13 protein-coding genes are annotated in these 21,831 nt (G+C 43.0%); 5 read left to right on the forward strand and 8 right to left on the reverse strand.

Annotation, left to right across the window (positions count from 1 at the left end; all coding sequences use genetic code 11):
- The first annotated feature begins 143 nt into the window (after positions 1–143).
- Positions 144–944, forward strand: coding sequence for a hypothetical protein (locus QYC40_RS07580; RefSeq protein WP_301993338.1), 801 nt, complete (start codon positions 144–146; stop codon positions 942–944).
- On the opposite strand, the gene QYC40_RS07585 is transcribed toward QYC40_RS07580, so the two are convergent.
- The 4 genes from QYC40_RS07585 to QYC40_RS07600 are packed head-to-tail and all read right to left on the reverse strand — an operon-like array spanning position 941 to position 8,795.
- Positions 941–3,031: a heavy metal translocating P-type ATPase gene (locus QYC40_RS07585; RefSeq protein ID WP_301993339.1), complete on the reverse strand. Its 2,091-nt coding sequence runs from the start codon at positions 3,029–3,031 to the stop codon at positions 941–943. The two genes, QYC40_RS07580 and QYC40_RS07585, sit on opposite strands and share 4 nt — an antisense overlap.
- 21 nt (positions 3,032–3,052) lie before the next feature.
- The gene (locus QYC40_RS07590) at positions 3,053–4,279 is read right to left on the reverse strand and encodes an efflux RND transporter periplasmic adaptor subunit (RefSeq protein ID WP_301993340.1); all 1,227 of its coding nucleotides are present in this window, start codon (positions 4,277–4,279) and stop codon (positions 3,053–3,055) included.
- Between the two features lie 35 nt (positions 4,280–4,314).
- Positions 4,315–8,469, reverse strand: a complete 4,155-nt coding sequence (locus QYC40_RS07595) for a CusA/CzcA family heavy metal efflux RND transporter (protein ID WP_367652325.1) — start codon at positions 8,467–8,469, stop codon at positions 4,315–4,317.
- Positions 8,370–8,795 carry a hypothetical protein gene (locus QYC40_RS07600; protein WP_301993341.1) on the reverse strand — a complete coding sequence of 142 codons (426 nt, stop codon included), beginning with the start codon at positions 8,793–8,795 and terminating at the stop codon, positions 8,370–8,372. Before QYC40_RS07600 ends, QYC40_RS07595 begins: the two co-directional genes overlap by 100 nt.
- 92 nt (positions 8,796–8,887) lie before the next feature.
- Here QYC40_RS07600 and QYC40_RS07605 point away from each other — a divergent pair, with 92 nt between their 5' ends.
- Positions 8,888–9,577: a hypothetical protein gene (locus QYC40_RS07605; RefSeq protein WP_301993342.1), complete on the forward strand. Its 690-nt coding sequence runs from the start codon at positions 8,888–8,890 to the stop codon at positions 9,575–9,577.
- A gap of 259 nt (positions 9,578–9,836) precedes the next feature.
- Here QYC40_RS07605 and QYC40_RS07610 read toward each other — a convergent pair whose 3' ends face one another.
- Positions 9,837–10,901: a hypothetical protein gene (locus tag QYC40_RS07610; protein WP_301993343.1), complete on the reverse strand. Its 1,065-nt coding sequence runs from the start codon at positions 10,899–10,901 to the stop codon at positions 9,837–9,839.
- A 286-nt stretch (positions 10,902–11,187) separates the two neighbouring features.
- On the opposite strand from QYC40_RS07610, the gene QYC40_RS07615 reads away from it, so the two are divergent.
- From QYC40_RS07615 to QYC40_RS07625, 3 genes are read left to right on the forward strand one after another with little or no spacing between them, the layout of a single operon-like run.
- The gene (locus tag QYC40_RS07615; RefSeq protein WP_301993344.1) at positions 11,188–12,783 is read left to right on the forward strand and encodes a hypothetical protein; all 1,596 of its coding nucleotides are present in this window, start codon (positions 11,188–11,190) and stop codon (positions 12,781–12,783) included.
- Between the two features lie 12 nt (positions 12,784–12,795).
- On the forward strand, positions 12,796–14,013 hold the full coding sequence (locus tag QYC40_RS07620; RefSeq protein ID WP_301993346.1) for a hypothetical protein: 1,218 nt from the start codon (positions 12,796–12,798) through the stop codon (positions 14,011–14,013).
- A 7-nt stretch (positions 14,014–14,020) separates the two neighbouring features.
- Positions 14,021–15,124, forward strand: coding sequence for an LGFP repeat-containing protein (locus QYC40_RS07625; RefSeq protein WP_301993347.1), 1,104 nt, complete (start codon positions 14,021–14,023; stop codon positions 15,122–15,124).
- A 279-nt stretch (positions 15,125–15,403) separates the two neighbouring features.
- Here QYC40_RS07625 and QYC40_RS07630 read toward each other — a convergent pair whose 3' ends face one another.
- From QYC40_RS07630 to QYC40_RS07640, 3 genes are all read right to left on the reverse strand, one after another.
- Positions 15,404–16,513 carry a YARHG domain-containing protein gene (locus QYC40_RS07630; RefSeq protein ID WP_301993348.1) on the reverse strand — a complete coding sequence of 370 codons (1,110 nt, stop codon included), beginning with the start codon at positions 16,511–16,513 and terminating at the stop codon, positions 15,404–15,406.
- A gap of 222 nt (positions 16,514–16,735) precedes the next feature.
- Positions 16,736–18,493 carry a RagB/SusD family nutrient uptake outer membrane protein gene (locus QYC40_RS07635; RefSeq protein WP_301993349.1) on the reverse strand — a complete coding sequence of 586 codons (1,758 nt, stop codon included), beginning with the start codon at positions 18,491–18,493 and terminating at the stop codon, positions 16,736–16,738.
- 10 nt (positions 18,494–18,503) lie between these two features.
- A complete protein-coding gene (locus tag QYC40_RS07640) occupies positions 18,504–21,764 on the reverse strand; it encodes a TonB-dependent receptor (RefSeq protein WP_301993351.1) in 3,261 nt (1,086 codons plus the stop codon).
- Positions 21,765–21,831: the final 67 nt, after the last annotated feature.

The raw sequence follows: 21,831 nt of genomic DNA on the forward strand, positions 1-21,831 counted from the left end.
AAACCCCAATCATAGCCGCTTGGAAAGGGCTTTGATTGGGGTGTAAATGGGATGTAATTTATGTCATTGTTGTTCTAGTCTTGAACAATTCTGCACAAAAGCTTGTATTTAATATATTCGCTGAACAAATATCGCTTGATACTATGAGGAAATTTGCTTTTATTCTGTCCATTTTATTATTTTCCCAAGGTCATTGCCTAATCGCTCAAGAGCAAGAGATCAAGCAGATCGAACCTACTGCGCAGGAAAAAGAAGCATTATTTTTTCAAAAGCTGTGTTTCAGCCAAACAATCTTTCCGCTGTATGAGGATATATTTGGATTGGATGCCGAGCCTATTGCATGGATATCCCTATTTTGGCCGGAAGAGAAGTTCGGATTTTTGGAGAGCAAGTCCATCACAATATCCAATGAGCAAGGCGGTGAAATTATCTTAAGCGACGAGCTCCAACATTCGGTTACTATTCGCGGTAGCTTAATGGGGAACTCTCAAGCAATCGATGATAAGGGGCATTGGCTGAACTTCAGACGTAACTTCGTTGGCAAAATCAATATTGAGGATGAACACGCGCAAAAAAGCAGTGTTAGTAAGAACCTGATTAATAAAGCAAAGATTGCGACCAACTCCGGACAACAAATCACTATAAAAAGTACACGTATCGGTCTAGAAATATCCGATAATAGAGGAAACAATGCTTTAATCGAGATTGACCGCTGGGGAAATCGAACGCTTCACTATCCTAATAAAGACTATATTGCATTTGAATACTTAGAAGAAGGCTATCAAATCAGCAGCAATTTCATCGATGAAGTTTTTATTGCGATTGATGGCAGAACCGGCAACATGAAGATCTGGGAAGGAACGAAACCGCCCTACCGGATTATCAACGAATTTCGAAAACCAACGCCGCCAGATGATCCATTTGTTTTTATACCATCGCCCTAAGTAGTAAAATTAGATCGTTGTATCCTGACCGCATTTAATATCGCTAATAGTGCCACCCCAACATCGGCGAACACCGCTTCCCACATGGTCGCCAGGCCGCCTGCACCTAAGATCAGTACAATGGCTTTGACGCCGAAAGCGAAGCCTATATTCTGCCATACAATGGTCTTGGTTTTCTTTCCAATTTGAATCGCAATAGGGATTTTTATAGGTTTATCATCTTGGATTACGACATCTGCCGTTTCAATCGTCGCATCAGATCCGAGCCCACCCATCGCAATACCGACGTCGCTCAAAGCGACAACTGGCGCATCATTGACTCCATCGCCAACAAAAGCCACTACCTGATCACTAGATTTAATTGTTTTGAAATGATTTACCTTATCTTCTGGTAGTAGATCGCCGAAAGCTTGATCGATTCCCAACTCTTTGGCTACATGCTTAACGACCGTTTCCTTATCTCCGCTTAGCATCGTCGCTTTAGCGCCCAGGCTGTGTAGCTTGTCGATCGTCGCTTTTGCATCCGCTTTTATCGTGTCCGCGATTGTTATATAGCCCTGATATTGCCCGTCGTAAGCAATAGCAATCGTCGTATAAGCGATATCTGCCGGATTGATCGGATAAGCGACCTGGTATTTATCCAATAGTTTGAAGTTACCTACAAGGAGTTCTTTCGAATTGACCTCGCCTCTAAGTCCATGTCCGGCGATTTCTTCTATATTTTGAAGCGGCAGCTGTTCTTTAATCTCGCCTACATACTCGTGTATTGCAGTAGCAACGGGATGGGTACTCTTGCTTTCCAGTAAATTGACATAATCCATTAAATCCGGGAGAGCCACTTGTTCTGTTAAATTCACCTCCTGCACTTTGAACACACCTTCTGTCATTGTTCCGGTTTTATCCATCACCACATGCTTCAGACCTGCTAAGACATCAAGGAAATTGCCTCCTTTGATCAATATACCGTGACGGCTTGCGGCGCCTATCCCACCAAAATAACCTAGCGGAATTGATATCACAAGGGCGCAGGGGCAAGAGACAACTAAGAAAATAAGCGCTCGATACAACCAATGCTGAAAGACATAGTCGGCCACAAAGAAATATGGGATAAAACAGATACCTATCGCAAGAAAGACGACGATGGGTGTATAGATACGAGCGAATTTGGAAATAAACAATTCCGTAGGTGCTTTCTGCGAGCTGGCATGTTGAACCAACTCGAGTATCTTGCTCAACTTACTATCCGCATAGGCCGTCGTGACCTCTACCTGCGCAACAGACTGTAGATTGATCATCCCGGCAAGTACTTGTTCTCCTTTGCTCTTGGTATCGGGTTTACTCTCACCGGTCAGTGCAGCGGTGTTGAAGGATGCAGCATCCGATAATAAAATGCCATCAAGCCCCAGCTTCTCACCTGGCTTCAACTGTATGACATCACCGATTTGAACGTCGGTCGCTTTAATGGTCTGCGTCTTGGAATCGCGGATAACAGTCGCTTCATCGGGACGCTGATCCAATAACTTTTTAATATTGGATTTGGCACGAGATACCGCCAAGGTTTGGAAACTCTCGCCTACCGCATAAAATAGCATCACCGCAACAGCTTCCGGATATTCAGCAATGCCAAAGGCACCTAGCGTCGCGATCCCCATCAAAAAGAACTCAGAGAAAAAGTTGCCCTTTCTGATGCTTTTCACCGCATCTTTCAGGACAGGCAAGCCTACAGGAATGTAGGCTGCCAAATACCAAACTAAGCGCACATAGCCCGTAAACCAATCCATCTTCCAGAAATGGTCGAAGGTAAGCCCCAGCAATAGCAGTATTAAACTGACAATCGACGGTAGAAAAAGCTTAAACAGACTATCGCCAGCTTCATGGCTATGATCATGATCGTGAGCATCTTCATCAGCATGATCGTGTTCATGGTTATGCTCCTTGCTTTCCTCATGCGGATGTGCATGAGCGTTTTTTGCAGCTTTTTTTGTTAAAAGGTCGGCAGCATTCGCTTGCCGATATACCTTTTCCGTTTGGCTACATATTTCACAAACCCCATTTTCATTGTAGATATGCTGATGTTGTTGTCTCATAAAAAACTTTGTTTAATTTGATTAATGTTCATGACCTTGTGATCCACTTAATACGGCATTCACAAAAAATGCGCCTTTTGCAACGACCTTATCCGTAGCTGATAATGCTTTCGTACTGGTTACCGCTGCATACTTTCCATCGGAAAGGCCTTTGCTAACTTCTACTTTTTCAAATTTATACACGCCCTCGGCTTTATCAAATCCACGATCGATAAAGATATAATCCTTGCCCTCTTCATTGATGATAGCCTCTACCGGTAAACTCTGCTGTAAGCTAGAGCCCGCATGGATGTATGCCACCGCCTGCATACCTTCTGCAAGAAGGTCTTTGCTTCCAATGACCTGTGCATGTACAGGAATGGTGCGATTCTCGTCAAGGCTTTTATTGATCATACTGATCTTTGCTTGATAGTTCTGTGCAGCGTTATTTGCCAGTGTGAATTCAATAGCTTGTCCGACCTTCACTAAAGATAAGTCTTTTTCGAACATATTGATTTGCAATAGAATATTATTATTATCCTCTACGGTTGCTATAGCTACCGATGGGTCTACGAAATTACCTATGCTGCTATTCAATTGCGTAATATATCCGCTTAATGGACTCTTTACGGAAATAGAGCTGATTAAGTTCCCATTGACAACCTGCTGTGGCGAAATACCCATCAGTTGCAATTGCTTGCGTAAGCTCTGTTGTTGTGCCCGTAGGCTTTTCAATTGGGATTCTGCGTTCTGAAGATTACGTAATGTTCCTGCTTGTCCTTGATTCAGGATCTTCTGGCGCTCTACCTCCTTCGCAGCAAAGTCAATCTGGCTCATAACGGACGAATAATTCTCCTGCACCTGAATATATTCCGGGTTGCTAATGGTCGCAATAGTTTGGCCTTGCTTCACAAAGTCCCCCTGTTTGATATATAATTTAGCAATTGTTCCGGAATAAACGGAGTTTATCGTTGCTTTTTTCTCGTTCGGGATGATAAGCGAGCCGTTAAATTTGAGCTTATTCTCTAAATCGCGAGACTCCATGCTGGTATAGGCAATACCGACCGTTTTAAATTGTTCCGGACTGAGTTCTGCTATATTACCGCCATGTCCTGACTCCTCTTCTTCTCCGTGCTCATGTCCATGCTCATGTGCATCGCCTTCGGCATGCCCCTCTCCCTTATTACCTCCCGAATTACAGGCCATAAAAAGTGATAGACTTAACCCTATTAATAGGTAACTGATATATGTTTTAATTGGAATTCTCATTGTTGATTTCACAATAGTGTCTCTTAATTTGTTTATTACTTAGCCGTATGGTTTCCTATGATATATCGAATATTATTTACGGTCTGATTGTTTTCATAAATGCTCTGTATGTAGTTCATCTCGATAGTAATAGCATTTTGAATCGCTGTAAGATATTCGATATAGTCCATATCGCCTACCTCATAGCCCAATCGTCCGGCATTCAAGATATCCGCAGCATTTTGTAGACCCTGCGATCGGTAAAAATTATACTGCTCTTGCTGTTGCTGAAATAGTTTAATATTGTTGTTCAGCTCGGACTTCAACTCGCGACTTCGCTGTTGAAGTCTGAGGTTATTTGCTTCCTGCTCTAGCTTGATGCTTTTGATTCTGGACTTAGCCCCCGTGTTGAAAATCGGAATTGCCACACCGATATTTGCGGAATGGAACCGATCTCTCGATGTTCTTTCATCGATAACAATTCCGTTCTGCACATCAGAACCTATAAAGGATGTATTTGCATATCCTATCGTAAAATCAGGCAGCCTTTGCTGTTTTTCTAAACCAATCTCCGCTTCGGCGCGTTCAATTTGATTTGCGATCTGCCCAAGTTCGGGATTGGAAACAAGCAACTCTTCCTGCATGGACTTGTCGATCATATCGACAAGCAACGCCGGATGATCGATATGATGCATTAGACTATCATTGGTAAATGCATTGATTTGCTCCTTCAGGTTCTCAATAAGTACCTGTTGTTGCCTCAATTGTAGCTGAGCTTCGCCACGCTTCGTCTTCGCCGTTGTTACTTGTATTTTGGGGATATCGCCTGCTTGAAACTTCACTTGTGAGGCTCTCTCAAACTCGGCATATAGACTATCTAAACGTTTCAGTTTTTCCTCACGTGCATAGGCAAAACTCAAATCTTCATAAGCGTTTGCCAACTGCAAGGCGAGCATATTCTTAAACAGGCGATAGTCGTTTTCCGCCAGTAAGACATCTTTTTCAAATAGAGTTCGTCGCGCTTTGAAGACGGTAGGAAAAGGAATTTCCTGAGACAGCTCGAAATTCTGATCGAATTTCTCCGAGTTATATTGCCCCAATTGGGCAGACAGATTGGTTTTTGCCATCGAACCTGCCGATCCTATCAGCGCTCTTCGAGCTTCTACGCTTCGACTGGCAGCCTGAACCGCAGCATTGTTTGCAAGTCCTGCCTGTACAAACGCTGTTTTCTCAATATTCTGTGCCTGTGCGACCACTGTACTAGTGCATACAAAGAAGATTAGCATAGCTGTTCCATTCGGCTTTACCTTCCATTTGCGCTCGAATAGCGAGTATAATATGGGTAAAACGATAAGCGTCAGTATAGTGGCTGTAATCAATCCTCCTATTACGACCGTGGCTAAAGGTTTCTGCACCTCAGCTCCATCGCCCTGACTAATCGCCATCGGCAGGAAGCCTAGGCTCGCTACACTTGCCGTCATCAATACTGGTCTAAAGCGTTCTTTCGTTCCTTCTTTGATGCGTTGCCAAACATCTTTCATACCATCTTGTTTTAAGTGATTAAAGGTTCCTATCAATACAATCCCATTCAATACGGCGACACCAAATAGCGCGATAAAGCCTATCCCTGCCGAAATGGAGAATGGCATACCTCGAAGCATCAGCGCAAAGACACCACCAATAGCCGACATCGGAATTGCTGTAAATATTAATATGGCTTGTTTTACGGATTTAAAAGTTGTGTACAGCAGGAAGAAGATTAACAGCAAGGCAAGTGGTACTGCCCAAGATAATCTTGCGTTGGCTTCTTCTAGGTTTTGAAACGAACCTGCATACTGCAAGTAATAACCGCTAGTCAATTTCAACTGCTTGTCCATCTTATCTTGAATTTCCTTTACGACAGAGGCAACATCCCGTCCTCCTGTAATATTGAAACCGATTACTACACGACGCTTACCTTCTTCGCGGGAAATCTGTGCAGGACCGTTCTTATAGGCAACGGTGGCTAATTCGCTTAGCGGCAATAACACGCCTGCCTTCGTTGGAACAAAAAGGTTTGCGACGTTATCTATCGTCTGGCGATTCTCTTCATTCAATCGCACGACTAAATCAAACTTCCGTTCATTTTCATAAACAGATCCTGTTACTCGACCTGCAAAGGCAGCCGCAATAATATCATTCACTTCCTGCACCGATACGCCATTGTTTGCCAATCGAACTCGATCATATTCTACAGTAATTTGCGGAAGACCGCTGATATTCTCCATCTGCGGCGTACTGGCGCCCGGCACCTGCTTGATGATTTCGCTTACTTTATTCCCATAAAATAATAGGCTATCGATATTCTCACCAAATACTTTTACTGCAACATCCTGACGGATACCCGTCATCAGTTCATTGCTGCGCATTTGGATAGGCTGATTCTTTTCAAAGAACACCCCCGGAATGGTTGCTTTCAATTTCGCATATATAGCATCTCCCAACTCATCATAAGTCCGCCCTGACGTCCATTCGTCTTTCGGATTAAGGATAACCATGATGTCTGTCGCTTCAGGCGGCATCGGATCTGTCGGCACCTCTGCAGAACCTGTTTTACCAACGACCATCTTCACCTCATCAAAACTCTTGATTATTCGAGAAGCTAGCATAGAAGTCTCAATACTTTGGTTCAAACTAGTTCCCTTTGGCAAGATACAGTGGAAAGCATAGTCTCCTTCCTTCAATGTCGGCAGGAACTCCCCTCCCATTTTTGAAAAGAAGAATACCGATATCCCGAACACAGCAACGGTAATTCCGACAATCCATCCTTTAAAATCAAATGCTTTGTGTAAAATCGGCTCATAGCGTAGATAGAGCCAGCTGATCATCCGCGTTGAGAATGTCTCCTTTTGCTTAATTTGCTTTGGTAAGAATAAAGCACACATCATCGGGATATAAGTCAACGATAGGATTAATGCACCGATGATAGCGAAAGACACGGTTTGTGCCATCGGCACGAACATCTTCCCTTCAACTCCTCTTAATACGAGAATAGGAATATATACGATGAGGATAATGATTTCTCCGAATGCTGCGCTAGAGCGAATCTTTGACGCAGACTGGTAAACCTCTTCATCCATCTCTTTTTGGCTTAACTTGCCAGATAGGCCACGCGTGGCAAGGTGATGCAGCGTCGCCTCGACAATAATAACCGAGCCATCGACAATCAGTCCAAAATCTATAGCTCCTAAGCTCATCAGATTTGCAGTTACGCCAAACACGTTCATTAAGCTGATTGCAAATAGCATAGACAATGGAATTGCTGATGCAACAATCAATCCTGCACGAAGATTTCCTAAGAAAATAACCAACACGAAGATTACAATTAACGCACCTTCGATCAAGTTCTTCTCTACCGTTCTGATTGCCCGATCGACAAGGTCTGTACGATCTAGATAAGGTTCAATGGTCACATCTTTTGGCAAAGTCTTCTGTATGGTCGCAATGCGTCCTTTGACAGCATCAACGACTTCTTTACTGTTCTCGCCTTTCAACATCATCACCACGCCCCCTACGGCATCAACTTTCCCATTATAGGTCATTGCACCATATCGAACGGCACTTCCAAACTTCACATCAGCGATATCCCTGATATAAGTTGGAGGCTGGTTTTCCCTGATGATTGCTATTTGTTTTACATCCTCTAAGGATGTCACCACCCCTACACCACGGATATAGTAGGCGGTCGGCTTCTTATCGATATAAGCACCGCCGGTATTCTGATTATTTTGTTCTAAAGCTGAATATACGTCCGCGATAGATAGATTATAAGCTCTTAATCGCTCCGGGTCGATACTGACCTCGTATTGTTTTAGTAAACCACCGAAACTGTTGACTTCTGCCACACCGGGCGTCCCGTTCAACTGCCGGCGCACAATCCAATCCTGCATCGTACGCAGGTCCATCGTTGTGTATTTATTCTCCGCACCTTCTTTCGGATGGAGAATATATTGGTAAACCTCTCCAAGCCCTGTACTTACAGGCGCTAGCTCCGGACGGCCCACGCCATCAGGAATCTCTTCTTCGGCTTCCTTTAGCTTTTCTTGCAGTAGCTGCCGCGCAAAGTAGATATCTACTTCTTCCTTAAAAACGACAGTAATAACGGACAATCCAAACCGGGAGATACTGCGGATCTCTTCCGTATTCGGAACGTTGGCAATGGCTTGCTCGATAGGAAAACGTAGTAGGAATTCAATTCGATAAATTGATATTCTGTACGAATGTGTTCATTGAGGTTGATCTGATGACTTACCTGATCAGAAAGTACGATATGACAACAGCCACACACGCACAAAGGCGAGCAATCATGAGAATTATTATGTGCTTCAGAGCTTTTATCATCACTGTTATGATGATCTTCGCTACTGTGAGCATGCGAGCAATAAGTATGTGAAGCAGGTTCCGCAGCGTTGCCCTCTGCATAATGGAAATGATCGCCACACGGCACTAAAAGCAGTGCGATGTAATAGACGATAAATGCCAGTATGCATGTTCTCATTGATTTATATAATTAAGCTAATGCGCAACAAATATAAATATTTGATATTAAAACTTTGGTGTTAGATTTGATCGTATAAAAACAAAAGCCTTATGAGAGCCCTATTTACCTTAATCTTGATAGTAGTATTCGTTAATGTTGGATTTTCTCAAGTCGCTGTGATCAGCAGTCCGGATGGATATGCGAACATTCGCGAAAAACCGGATAGCAAGAGTAAAGTCGTCGCAAAGGTTAAGGCTAATATGGTGATCCTTGCTTTCAATGATGACATTGGCGTTTCCAATGCTGATGCTGTCTGGTCGCAGGCTTTACTAATCAAGGATCCGATGAGCAGGCTCAACACCGCAAACGATGAGTACACTTACGGATATATTCATAGGTCGCAATATAAGTTATTGGATGATCTCAAAAATGCCGACCCCAAAGCCTTTAAATTTCAATACAAACATAAACCCTTCAGCAAATCAGGAAAGAAGATCGACTATATTGACGGATCCGAGGCGATCGCAACGATCAATGGCGAGCATTACTTCGGAGCGGACTGCGGAACTCCAAAGACGGAAATCAGCAAAGCAACAGCAACAATCGGTAGCAAAATAGTCGATATCCCCATGTCCTTAATCTGGGGAATATTGCATGCTGGCAAGGACTTCGAAATCAAAACCTATAACAACCACTACTACGTCAGTCAAGGCGTCGGCGACGGCGGCTGCTTCGCACATCTCGTATGGGTATTCGACAAAAACGGACTGGTGCAACGGTTTGTTGGGTGGCAATATTAGGTCTAGATGGTAGATATTAGATTTAAGACATTAGAGTAAGCTGGCTAAGGAGAAAGTGCTGTATGGTGTTTATTTACTCCTCATATATTTTATCTTTTACGCTATAGTAATAACGCACATTGATGTGCTAGTATATTTATCGTTGCGCTCTAAAATCTTATGTCTAATGTCTACAATCCAAATTATATTTCCATAACACAAAAGAAGTGCTACAATATTTATCGCAACGCTCTAAAATCTTACATCTAATGTCTAAAATCTAACGTACAACAAAATCATTCAAATAAATCTTCTTTCCTTCGGCGAATAGCACTTGCGGTTTGCCGTTTGTCCAGAGTACTGCTGTAGATTTTGTTCCGTTGAGGTAATTTCCGAGGACATATACTTTACCGCTTACCACTTGTATTGCAGTCGCGGTGATGCTAGCTGCGCCGCTTAGCTGGTAAAGTTTTTTTTTATTCTTATAAACTACAGATGTGCCCTTGCCGCCGTTATCGAAGTTGGCGACGAAATAATAATCTGTCCCTACCATGGTTCCTATAACGTCTGATGCAAAGTCTCCAAGGGGCAACTTGAATACTTCTTTCCGATTTTTCCATACCATTGCCGCGTCGGAACTGCTATTATAATTTGCATGGCCGAGCACATAAACATCCTTATTAATGGCATGTATATAGTCTGCGTAGGTATTCGGACCGGCAATCGACATTGCCCATTCATTGTTAAACATATGCGCATTGCTTGCAAACCGTCCTGCTAGGTAGGGCTCCCCTGCAACTTCCGTAATCGATGTTAGTTCGGACTGTGCCAAACAACATGCTTTTGTCTTCTCTACTCCGTTCGTCCATAGATACAAGCCGGAAGCTCCGTTGGAATCTTTGGTTCCCCCTACATAGACATTACTCCCAATTACATTGATTGCCGTGCCTTTATTACTATTTCCTGCCTGTGTTAGGAATGAAATCTTACCATTCTTCCAATAGGCAACACGCTGCTGCCCTGTCGATGTCTTCTGATAACCTGTAATATGTGCTTCCTTCTTGTTTACCGCTGCAATGGCTAATGCATCTGAACGCAATGAGGGAGAAAGAAGAACAAGCGAGTCATCAACGCTTAAGATAGCATTTCGATCGGCACCTCTATAATCTGTTTGATACTTATAGCCGGCATAGAAAAATGTCAACGGCTCGGGTGTCGGGGGTTGTGGCGTCTCTGGAGTTTCGGGCTCTGGCGTCTCTGCATCATCAGATTTCTTGCTACAGGCACTGATGACAGCCAACATACCGAAGGCGACAATCACACTTCTAAAATTCAATTTTCTCATAATACTCATCTATGCTAAGAACCACACAAAGAAAGAACCAACGCCCCGAAAAAATAAATGGAACCTTAGCATAATTATATAAAAACGCTATAGAACGAGGAAATACACGATTTTAGGCTATCTACTTTATATCTACATGCTATAGTTTATTACAATATCTCGAGCTCCCTCGATAAATCGGCTACTCCACTAATTAAAAAGCGTCTTTCATCATATTGTTTTTCAATCGCTTACATATATTCTCAACTTTAATACATCTTATTAATAAACCACTAAACTTAAAGTCATGAATAACGATGTATTTAAGATTATGGAGGATCTAAAATGGAAAGCCGTAGGTGTAGATCCCAGCACTGGCCAGACTCCAAATAATCAATTTGTATCATTTCTCCCTATTGGACTACCCATCCCGGAAGAAGATTTCAGAAATCCATGGACACCCACTCAATCCAACCTTGCCGAAGCGATGAAGTTTGCTAGAGAGAATAAATCGGGAACGACTGATGCCACAGATCCGGCGAATTCCGAAGCAGCCTCTGTGTCGGCAACCTTGGAAGACATTATGCTCAAGGATGCTGCTATCGGACAATCCATGAATGCTTATCTACAAACCTTCTCGCTTACAGATACTAAGATTTCTATTGACGACACCTATCGTGCTTGGCCCAACGCTGCGAAAGTCAATGACACATGGTATGCCATCATCAACGGCGCTAATGGTGTAGAATCAGGTTTGGAAGCCAATGAAAACATCAAGGCTGCTTTGCAACGAGCTGAAAAAATAATGGTTGATGAAGAAGGTAATGACAGCCCAAAATATGCTAAATACAATCAATATCGAGATGAATATTATGACGCTGTAAGAGAGCGTGATCGACAGTATGCAAATGCATTAACCGACCCCATGAAGTTCAACTTATGGCCAATGCAGGGTAAAGTCTACCAGGATGACATTGATTATGCATGGGACAAATGGCAGGCACGCGGTGCCAAGCAAGAAATTGAGGAAGCAATGGCCTTGCTATCAGCTCAAGGAATTGACCCAGCTATCTTGATGATTCGGCGTGCTAAAGTCAAATACGAAAATAGCCTGATCAATGCGCCCGGAGTCGGCAATCTTCCATATACCTTTATTACGCCGAGCAAATGGTACTCTAAGAATGGTCCCGGATGGAATACCTACAGCCAAACCGACTATCATTCTGAAAAATCCTTTGATACGCTGTCGACAAAAACAGAAGCTTCGGCTAAAATCAGTAGTGGATTTAGGCTCTTTGGAAGTCTTGGTGGATCGGTAAACCATTCCAAACAACACAGCGAAAAGCATATCAGTTCATCCTTCGAAGGACTAACGATTAATTTTTCTTATTGTATTGCCAACATCAACAGGCCATGGATGGATACCACCTTGATGAATATTGGAAACTGGTTTCTTATGGGGGATTATCCAGAGGGCTGTATTTCAACAGGTAAAGTGAACCAAGAGTTTAAACCCGACGATCCAAAACAGTTTGTATTGCTTCCTTCTGTCGTTACGAGCATGATTTTGATTAAAGATGTCGTGATCTCTTGGAACTCTGCTTCCTTTGATTCAAATGAAATTGCCAATACGATAAGTACAGGTGGCGCAGTTAGTTTCGGAAACATATTTGTATCCGGCAAAGGATCCGCGAGCTATCGGAAAGACGACTACCACTGGGATCAAACCATTGACCAAAACACGCGACAACTGCGGGTTGATGGCGTTCAACTTATTGGATATGTATCCTCCATTATGCCGCTATCGCCGAAATTGAATGGAGCCAACTTTACGCAGAAGAAAAAAGAAGAACCTAAAAAAGAGGCAGTGAAAGAGGAACCGGTGAAAGAAGAGCAAAAATAGGGATAAACGATCATGGACTTTCAAGAAAAACTAAAAGAGTTCTTTCTTAGGCAGTATAAGGACGGACTGGAAAAAAGCAATCTGTTCATTGCTTTCGAACCGATTGGTTGCATGATCGATGAACTCGACCCTGCCGATCCGCAGAGCAAAACGAGAGCAAATGAACAACTCTCCATTCTTGCTGAACGCCTTCCTGCTATCCAAGAAAGCATGACTTTTGGCAGCTCCCGCTTTACTGACATATGGGAAACGATGGTTTATTCGAGTACTTTTCGAGAGAATCTTGTAGCGGATGCTGAAAAAGAAGATTATCGAAAGATATTCAACCAAGCCAAAGCCGAAACGATAGCAAAGCTTGAACAAGGAAAAAGAGCCTCTGTCGTTACAGCGACGGGTTCTTATTACCTAGTCACGGGCCAGCCCGACGCCTGGTACAATAAGGATGCATCAGTCTGGATCAGTAAATCCTTCTCTCAAAAAATACCCGAGCAAGTAGATGAACCAGACAAACCTTTTCGGTTTGACTTAAAATGGAAGCGCATTGACCAAACAAAGCTGTCGACTTCAGTCCAGCAGCAGTTCGAAGGACTGATTAAACGGAATCCTGCTATTGAGAAGACGCAGTGGCATGAGTCTTTAGCAAAACAGCAATTGAATATGAATCTGCTCCAGGTTAAAACACAACAGATCCGACGTCCGGCTATTAACTTTCAAGTCAAGCCTATGCTCGTTAGCGAAAGCAAACCATTGTTAATAAAACCACTCCTATCCAAGCGTTTAGCAATGACTCAAATGCTCCAGCAAGATAAGCTGCTAATACAGCAGCAGCCGGAGGCTGATCGTTTTGAACTATCTTTCGATTATTGCATGGTCAATCTACGACGTGATTGGTTTGACCGATCCCTATTGAATTGCTCCAAACTTTGGTACGCGAAAGCATTGGAAAAGAACTTTTTCTCGAATGGCATGAAAGATAGCAGCAATGAGGGGGAACTGAAATGCATGACGACGGCAATGATATTGGTCAAGAATTTGAAAATATCTGCCAACTGGTCTACGCAAGACCTTGCTCATTCGGAAGAAAGTATGAGTTTGGGCTTCTTCAATATTGCAGACAGTCGGATCAATAGTAAAAACGAATTAATAAACCCCGGGATACAGGCTTTGGGTTGGATTTGCGAAGTATTCCCAGCCTTGCCCAGCATCAGCGATCCCATTCTTTTCGAATAATATAATCATGGAAAATTTCAATACAAAAATCGCAGACCTCGCAGGGCGCGGATTCGATACTGGCCAAATCCTCAGCGAATCAGAGTTGGCTAACGGACGTGTAGCCATCTGTCAGAATTGTGTGTTATACGCTTGTCCAGATGAGCTGATATTTGAAGTTCACGGTAATATTCTCATGAAATATCAGGAAGTTGGTGAAACGACTTCTAACTTAGGCTTTCCCCGATCGGATGAAATGGATGATCCCAGCATTGCTGGCGGAAAAGTCAGCTATTTTGAATATGGAAAGATTAACTGGCAATATCCTAATGGCAGCTCGATAGAAATGTATGAATTTGTCGACCTAGATAGTTATGAGCTGCAGCGTGCGCCCTTGGTTGCCAAACTTCAGGAAATTGCAGACTATGCCTTTGAAGCCCTTTCCGAGCCCCAAAGCAGCATTGAAAACAAAATTACCAAGGGCAGTAAGGAGTCTTGGTGTGGCAAAGCTGTTGCTTATTTTTATGCCAAAGCGGGCGTACCGAACAAGACGACTAGTCAATTTATGAATACTTCCAATATTTCATTATTCGGTTCCTATGGGAAAATGACCTTTGACCAAAATGGGGTTCTACGTAAAGACTATCGCGAAAACACGCAATTGAAAGAGCAACATATGGCGCAGGATGCAGCTAGGAAAATGATTACGTTTGAAGATATTGATGCCCAATATGACCTCGATATCTTGCCAGGCGATATTGTCCTTGTCGACAATTCGGGTAAGGGAGGCGCAGACCACATCCAAATCGTTTACAAATATGATCCCGGAACTAAAATGCTGACCGTAGTCGATGGAAACGGCGGTGGATTCGCTCTAGCCTCCCTCGGTATACCAAACAACGACGTCGCCCTAGCGCAAATAGCGGCTGACGGTATCCCCATATCGGCCAAAAAACAATGGATTGAAGACGAACTGGGAATATCACTGGTCTATCAGGGAAACGTCGCAGGTCATGTCGGAATCTCCTGCCATATCCTATTGCCGGAATATCAGATTCGTTACGAGGATAATACCTCCAAACATAAACGTGTATGGGCAATTATCCGGCCTTCTATTCTGGACTTGCAATGAGGAGGTATTAGATTTGAGACGGTTGTCTTGAACTAGGAAAGGAAGGAAAAGTTTGTCTTGAACCAGGAAAGGAAGGATTTAAGGATTTGCAGGATCGGGTCTAACTACTAAGTACTAACTACTAAATACTTTCCTGGTACAATACTTCATCCAGCCTTCGTCAACTTAAAGCCCTTGTAAAACCCTTTCAAAGCCCTTTCAAACCCATACCACAACCGCTCTAAAAGGGGTATGATATGGGTTTGAAAGGGTTAAAAAAAAGTATGGAGTTGTAGGAAATCACTTCCATTGTTCAATCCATTGTTGCTCTGATTTATGGAGTTTGCTGATAGCGGGTGAATATTGTGGGTCTGGCATATACCAATACAACGATTCGTAGTATTCTTTCAATTCGGGGTCGCTGAATACATACCCACGTCTGGCGAAAGGCAGATTTCTCAATATCTTCTTTTGGAAGCTCGAGAGCGATTCTTCGAAATTAATGTTGTCGGCTTGATAAATTGAAAACGGCAGGTAAAAGTCCTTGTCCGTATTTAGAATTTCATGGATATAGAGGTTGTGACTGTAAATGGATAGCTCCCCTTTCGGACTGAAGTTTTTCTTTTGAAAGACTAACTTTCCACTTTTCACTGCGAATTCCAAAGCGTTACGATCTAACGGTGAATTTGGCGTTGCCTTAATATCTCGAACCTTCCCTACCCCATCAATCTTCCACTCGTCTTTGCGTTTGAAGAAAGTCTTATCAATATAAAAATCTTCAAAATCCTCCATCTCTATATTCAATGTAAAGTCGTCGATTTGCTTATTTGCCCAACGGTTTGCTGCGGTAAGCACATAGTCGAATTGAAAGTTATACTCGATACCGCCGGACACATCGAAGGTATAGGTATGTTTAACGATGTTCTTTCCTTTCTTAAACTTGGCTTTGAAATGGTAAACGTAGAAAAAGTCTACGTAGTTGCCACTCGTGCTGCCATCGAAATTCGCAAGGTCGATGGTCTTGATTTTTCCGTTCTGATTGTAAAGTGAATCAGCAACATAGGCGACCTGATATTTCAACGGACTTCCATTCATATTTACCGTGAAATCGCGCATATACGGGTGAAGTCCTTTCTTAGGTGCGCCCTCCACGTCCCCACTTGGCGATATGGCTTCAAAACCGACGATTAGTTCTTTTTCGCGAGAAGGATTGAAGAATTCGTAGTAAACTGTGACTTCGATCAATTTATTATTGAATTTCTTTACTGTTAGTATTTCCTTTTGTATGGAAATATCGGTTTCATGAATGGGTATTAATTGGTTTCCAGCAGCAAAGTAAGCACCATCATTCGCGAATGCGCTCAAACTGAGCAACAGGAATAAAAAAGACAGGAGATGTTTTGGGATCATGGGGTTCGTTATTTTTCTATATTTTTCATAGAATCAATCAACTAGGACTGATCTATTAAATATAAAAATTATTAATCGACGAATTTGTAAAAAAGGGGAAATCTGTAGCCGTTTATCGAGCGTCAGACGCTGCTTCGAGCAGCTTGAAAACTATCATATTTCAAAAGAAAAAGCAGCGAGTATTCCTCAGCTGCTTTTCTCATATTAAAATTTATTTTGGTATTACCAACCTGGATTTTGTCCAAGGTCAGGGTTGATTACCAAGTCGCTGTTTGCGATTGGTTTTAAATATTTGCGATCTTCAAATTTTCGATTTTCATCGACACGCCATAGGATATGACCTTTGGTTCCTTGACTGAGTTTGGCGGCTTTCCCATCTACAACGAAGTAGGATACTCCTTGCTTCGGGCTTGCCGGCGTTTTTGCGACAAACGATACATCAGGAGTACCATTGCCATCTAAGTCCATTTCCTGATCCATTGCCGGCACGTAAATACCCTTCCATGGCATTTCTAGCAATGTTCCCTTTTTCCAGCGCATTAGATCATCATAGCGTAAGCCTTCATAACAAAGCTCGATGCCCCGTTCGCGACGCACCTCTAGTAAAAACTTATCGCTTATCTCAGGGAAATACACTTGCTGTAGATAGGTATCTGCTGTTTCAGGCTGCTTTGGATTAACGCCGGCACGCTTTCTTAGGGCAGCAATCGTTTGTTCCCAAATACTGGCATTTCCGGCCATTTGTCCTAGTTCAGCAGCAGATTCCGCATAGTTCAATAACACTTCGGCATAACGCAACATCGTAATAGAGTTATAGGCTTCGGCTATTCCATCCAGTCTTTTATCGTCTAAGCTGAATTTTAAGATGTGATATCCTGTAAATGTATAACCAAAGTTTGCTGGCGCAGCGGATCCGTCTGAGCGCTTGTATCCTAAGCCACGGATAGTTTGTGACAGACGTGGATCGCGACCTTTCATTTCCTCGACGAACAAAAGTTCGTCAAAGCCTGCTTTATCAGTAAATCTCGAGCCGTCGGCATTTAAGTAGGTATTAACAAATTGTTTGTTCAAGCCCCAGCGAGCACCATAGGTCGCTGAATTGAACTTCCAGGTAACCTCATGCCAACGCTTTAACGCATTGTTATAGGTATTGGCCCACATAATCTCGGCAGCAACCGGATTTTCGCTGGTGAACAATGTACGATAATCTGTCGTTGGATTACCCGTACTATATAGCGAATACTGTTTTGAATCCATTACTTGTTTTGCTGAGTTTAATGCTTCGGTCAGCCACTTGTCTGCTGTGTTAGCCAATCCGATCTCGCTGTGGTATTTACGGTAGGTTCCTTCGAATAAGCAGATGCGCGACTTGATTCCCAAGGCTACCCATTTGCTGATCATGGAAGATGTATTATCCTTCTTGTCGCGAATATTGGCTACTGCATAATCCAAGTCGGCTAAGACTGAGTCCATAACCGCTGCACGAGGGTCTCTTTTTTTGTACAGCATATCTCTATCATCTGTTGAGAGTGGTTTGCTATACCATGGCACATCGCCGTAGTCTTTTACCATATCAAAATAAAATAAGGCTCTGTAAAATCTAGCGATTCCAGCGTAGTGTTTCCGAGCAGCTTCGGGGATTGCCGGGTTATCATACTTACTTAAAAAATAGTTGATGTTTCGGAGCTTAGTCCATGACCAGCCTCCCTGATCGATCGGCGTAAAGCTTCCGGAGATGAACTTTGGGGAGTTGTTCTTCGAGGTATATTCGCCCATTTCATCTGCCTGCACAATGGCAAGCGCTGATGGCGTAAATTGTTGATAGAACGAATTGCTGTAAAGCTGTAAGTCAGCTTCTGTGTTGAAGAAACTATTAGGCACCAATTTGTCGAATGGTTCCCTGTCGAGGAAATTCTTACTACATGCCGAGCACAGCAATGCAGCAAAAGCTAATAAACAATATTTTATAGATGGTTTCATCGTTGTAGATTTAGAATGTGACATTTAATCCGAAGGTGTAAGATTTCAATTGTGGGTAAGCATAGCCTTCTGCTTGGTTGTTCGTTAAGTCACCAATAGGTTTCTCGATCACTTCCGGATCAAAGTTGTCTGTGTGTTTGAATAATCCTGAGAAAGTGAATAGATTCTGCCCGGTTACAAATACTTGAACGTTGGCTAGCTTCGATTTTTGCAACCAGCTTTTCGGCAGGCTGTAATCAATCGTAATATTTTTAACGCGTAAGTATGATATATCTTGCAAGTAACGGGTTTGCGGGGCACCTAATGAACGGTCAGTTCCCAAGGCAGTATAGCCTCTATATCTTGGGAAATAAGAATCTGGATTTTCCTCCGACCACATATCCTCCATCATTTTTGTTGGCTGATAACCATATGGACGGTTATACGGTCCCCAAAATAAACCTGCTTCCGGTGCAAAATAGTAATCTCTCTTACCGATACCTTGGAAGAATGCAGACAGTCCGATGCCATTCCAACGGCCGGAAAGGTTGAATCCGAACTGATAACGTGGAGAATTATTACCGATTATACGGCGATCGCCCGGATTTTCTACTGTATTATCACCGTTGTTAATCACACCATCGACTTCGCCATTCGCATTCGGTAAGTCAGCAAACTTCAAATCTCCCGGCAGCCATACATTGTTATTCGAGTTACGAATAAAACTTTGATCGGCATGGTTTTTCACGTCTTCTTCTGAGGTGAAGAATCCCAGGGTTTGATATCCCCAAATTTCGCCAATTTCTTGTCCTACATAATAAGAACTCAATAATTTCCTCGGATTGTTAAAACGAGTGATGTTAGATTTACTGTCCCATAAGGAACCGTTTATCCCCCAATTGAAGGGTTTGCCGGCAAGTTCAAATTGATTGTTATAATTAACGGTTAGTTCCCATCCTTTTGTCGACAGATCGGCAAAATTACCATAAGGAACTGCGGCGCCAAATACAGCAGGAAGCGGCTCGCCTATGGTAAACATATCGTAGGTTTTACGATTGTACCAATCAAAAGTTAGGTTTAAGGCATTATCAAAAAAACCAAGATCTGCTCCCACGTTGAATGTCGTCGATCTTTCCCAGGTTAAGCCTTCAGGAATGACGCCTGGGATAGACGTATAGCTCGGTTGAACACCACCTAAAATAACACCCGTTTTTGCGACACCCATTTGCTCTTGATAGCGGTATGGACTGATATTTCCATTTCCAAGAGAACCATAGGATGCTCTAAACTTTAAGTTGCTGACCAAAGGCTTCGCATCTTCAAAAAATGATTCATTCGATACAACCCATCCCGCGGAGACCGATGGAAAGAAACCAAAGCGTTGATCTTCCGGGAATTTCGACGATCCGTCGTAACGCCCATTTAGCTCCAGCAAATATTTATTGGCGTACGCATAATTGAAGCGATAGAACAATCCAATATATGCCCATTCATTACCGCCGCCGCCGATATTGAAATTTAAACCATCCATTAGGTTAAAATCGGGTTTATCGGGCAATATGATTCCGTCGCGTTGAGCATCTAGGTTTTTGAAGGTTTGCTCTTCGACGTTGTAACCAATTAATGCATTGATGTCATGTTTGTCAGCGAACTTTTTCATGTAGTTTGCCGTGATGTTTCCTGCAAGATACTTTTTACGGTCGCCGAGCTGTCTTAGTAAGCTTCGACCAAAGCGGTCGATTACCCCCGGCGAATTACTATAATTCACATAGTTGTTGGTTCTGGTATCATCTTGCCAAGTTCTTGCGTAGGTAAGATCGCCCTTCAATGTTAATCCTGCCAGCGGTTTGATGACTACGCCTGCTGTGTTTCGAATCACGGTATTATTGAGATCGGAAGCATTTACGCCTTCCATATACGATGCAACACCGGTATAAATTGCGGTATGGGTATAGGTCCCATCGGGGTTATGGATAACCGCCATAGGATATCCTTGGTGCTCAAAATTTCGCCAAATATTTCCGTCTCCATCTGCAAACATCGGGTAATGATAGTCATACGATGAGATTTCCATATTATTTTGGAAAGTTAACCAGTCGGTTACTTTGATATCGCCTTTTCCTCGGACGTTGTATTTGTTGAACTTATCCGGATTGAACTGGAACAAGCCTCCTTGATGATAATAGCGTCCGGAAAGGAAATAGGATGCTTTATCGCCACCACCCGATACGCTCATGGCCTGTTCGGTTGCAGGCATGTCGTTGCGATATATGATGTTGTACCAATCGGTATTACCGAAATACTCGTAGCGCTTCGTTGCAGGATTGTAAACGACGTCTTCACCAGTAGGATTTTCGTCGTGCTTCCGCAAAGCCTCTAAATACTCCAACGAGAATGGATAGACGTTGTTCACCGAAATTGGCGTTGATTTATAGTCGTACCATGCATTGAAGGCATCGTTAAAGTTTTTTGCCCATTGGTAGCCATTGGTCACAAGCTTAGGTTCCACTACCCTATTATTGATCGAGAAATTCGAGTTTAAAGTTACAGTAGCCTTTCCTGCTTTGGGGGTCTTTGTTGTGATCAATACCACCCCAAACGCGGCACGCGAGCCATAGATAGCCGCCGAAGACGCATCTTTTAAAACGGTCACACTCTCGATATCGTTCGGATTGATCATATTTGGATCGCCCTCTACGCCATCAATCAAAACCAAAGCACTACCACCGGCACCGATCGAGGTCGTACCACGTACGTTAAAGGTCGCACCGCGAGTTGGACTTCCGTCAACCATCTTTAAGTTTAAATTGGGAAGAGCGCCTTGCAACATCCGACTCAGACTGGAAGAAGGACGATTCTCCAGCGTTTCGGAGGTAATCTGCGAGACAGCGCCCGTTAGATTAACCTTCTTTTGCGTTCCGTATCCAACCACAACGACTTCATCTAAGTCATTTTTGTTGTCTAGCTGCACCAGCACGTCGTCAGCATTGTTTGTAACAGCATGTGTTTTCGTGTTAAAACCGACGTACGAAACAACTAATGTAGGATTTTGTTTAGGTGATTCAATCGTAAACCGACCTAACTTATCTGTCGCTGTACCGCGGTTAGTGCCCTGAATAGCAACTGTTGCATTTTCAATGGGATTGCCGCTTCCATCAACGACTTTTCCGCGTATGGTTTGCTGTAAAACATTGCTGTACAATAGTTCTACGCTTAGTTTCGATTCTTTCCCTTGTATCGGTAAGGACAATGCCATCCCTGCCAATAGGAATATTGGTATACATTTTTTCATAAAAAAATAAAAAGTTAGTCTACTATGAGATTATTTTGAAGGTCGCCTGTTTATCACTAGGGTGGTC

It is taken from the genome of Sphingobacterium sp. BN32, assembly GCF_030503615.1.
In the GTDB taxonomy this organism is placed as follows: domain Bacteria; phylum Bacteroidota; class Bacteroidia; order Sphingobacteriales; family Sphingobacteriaceae; genus Sphingobacterium.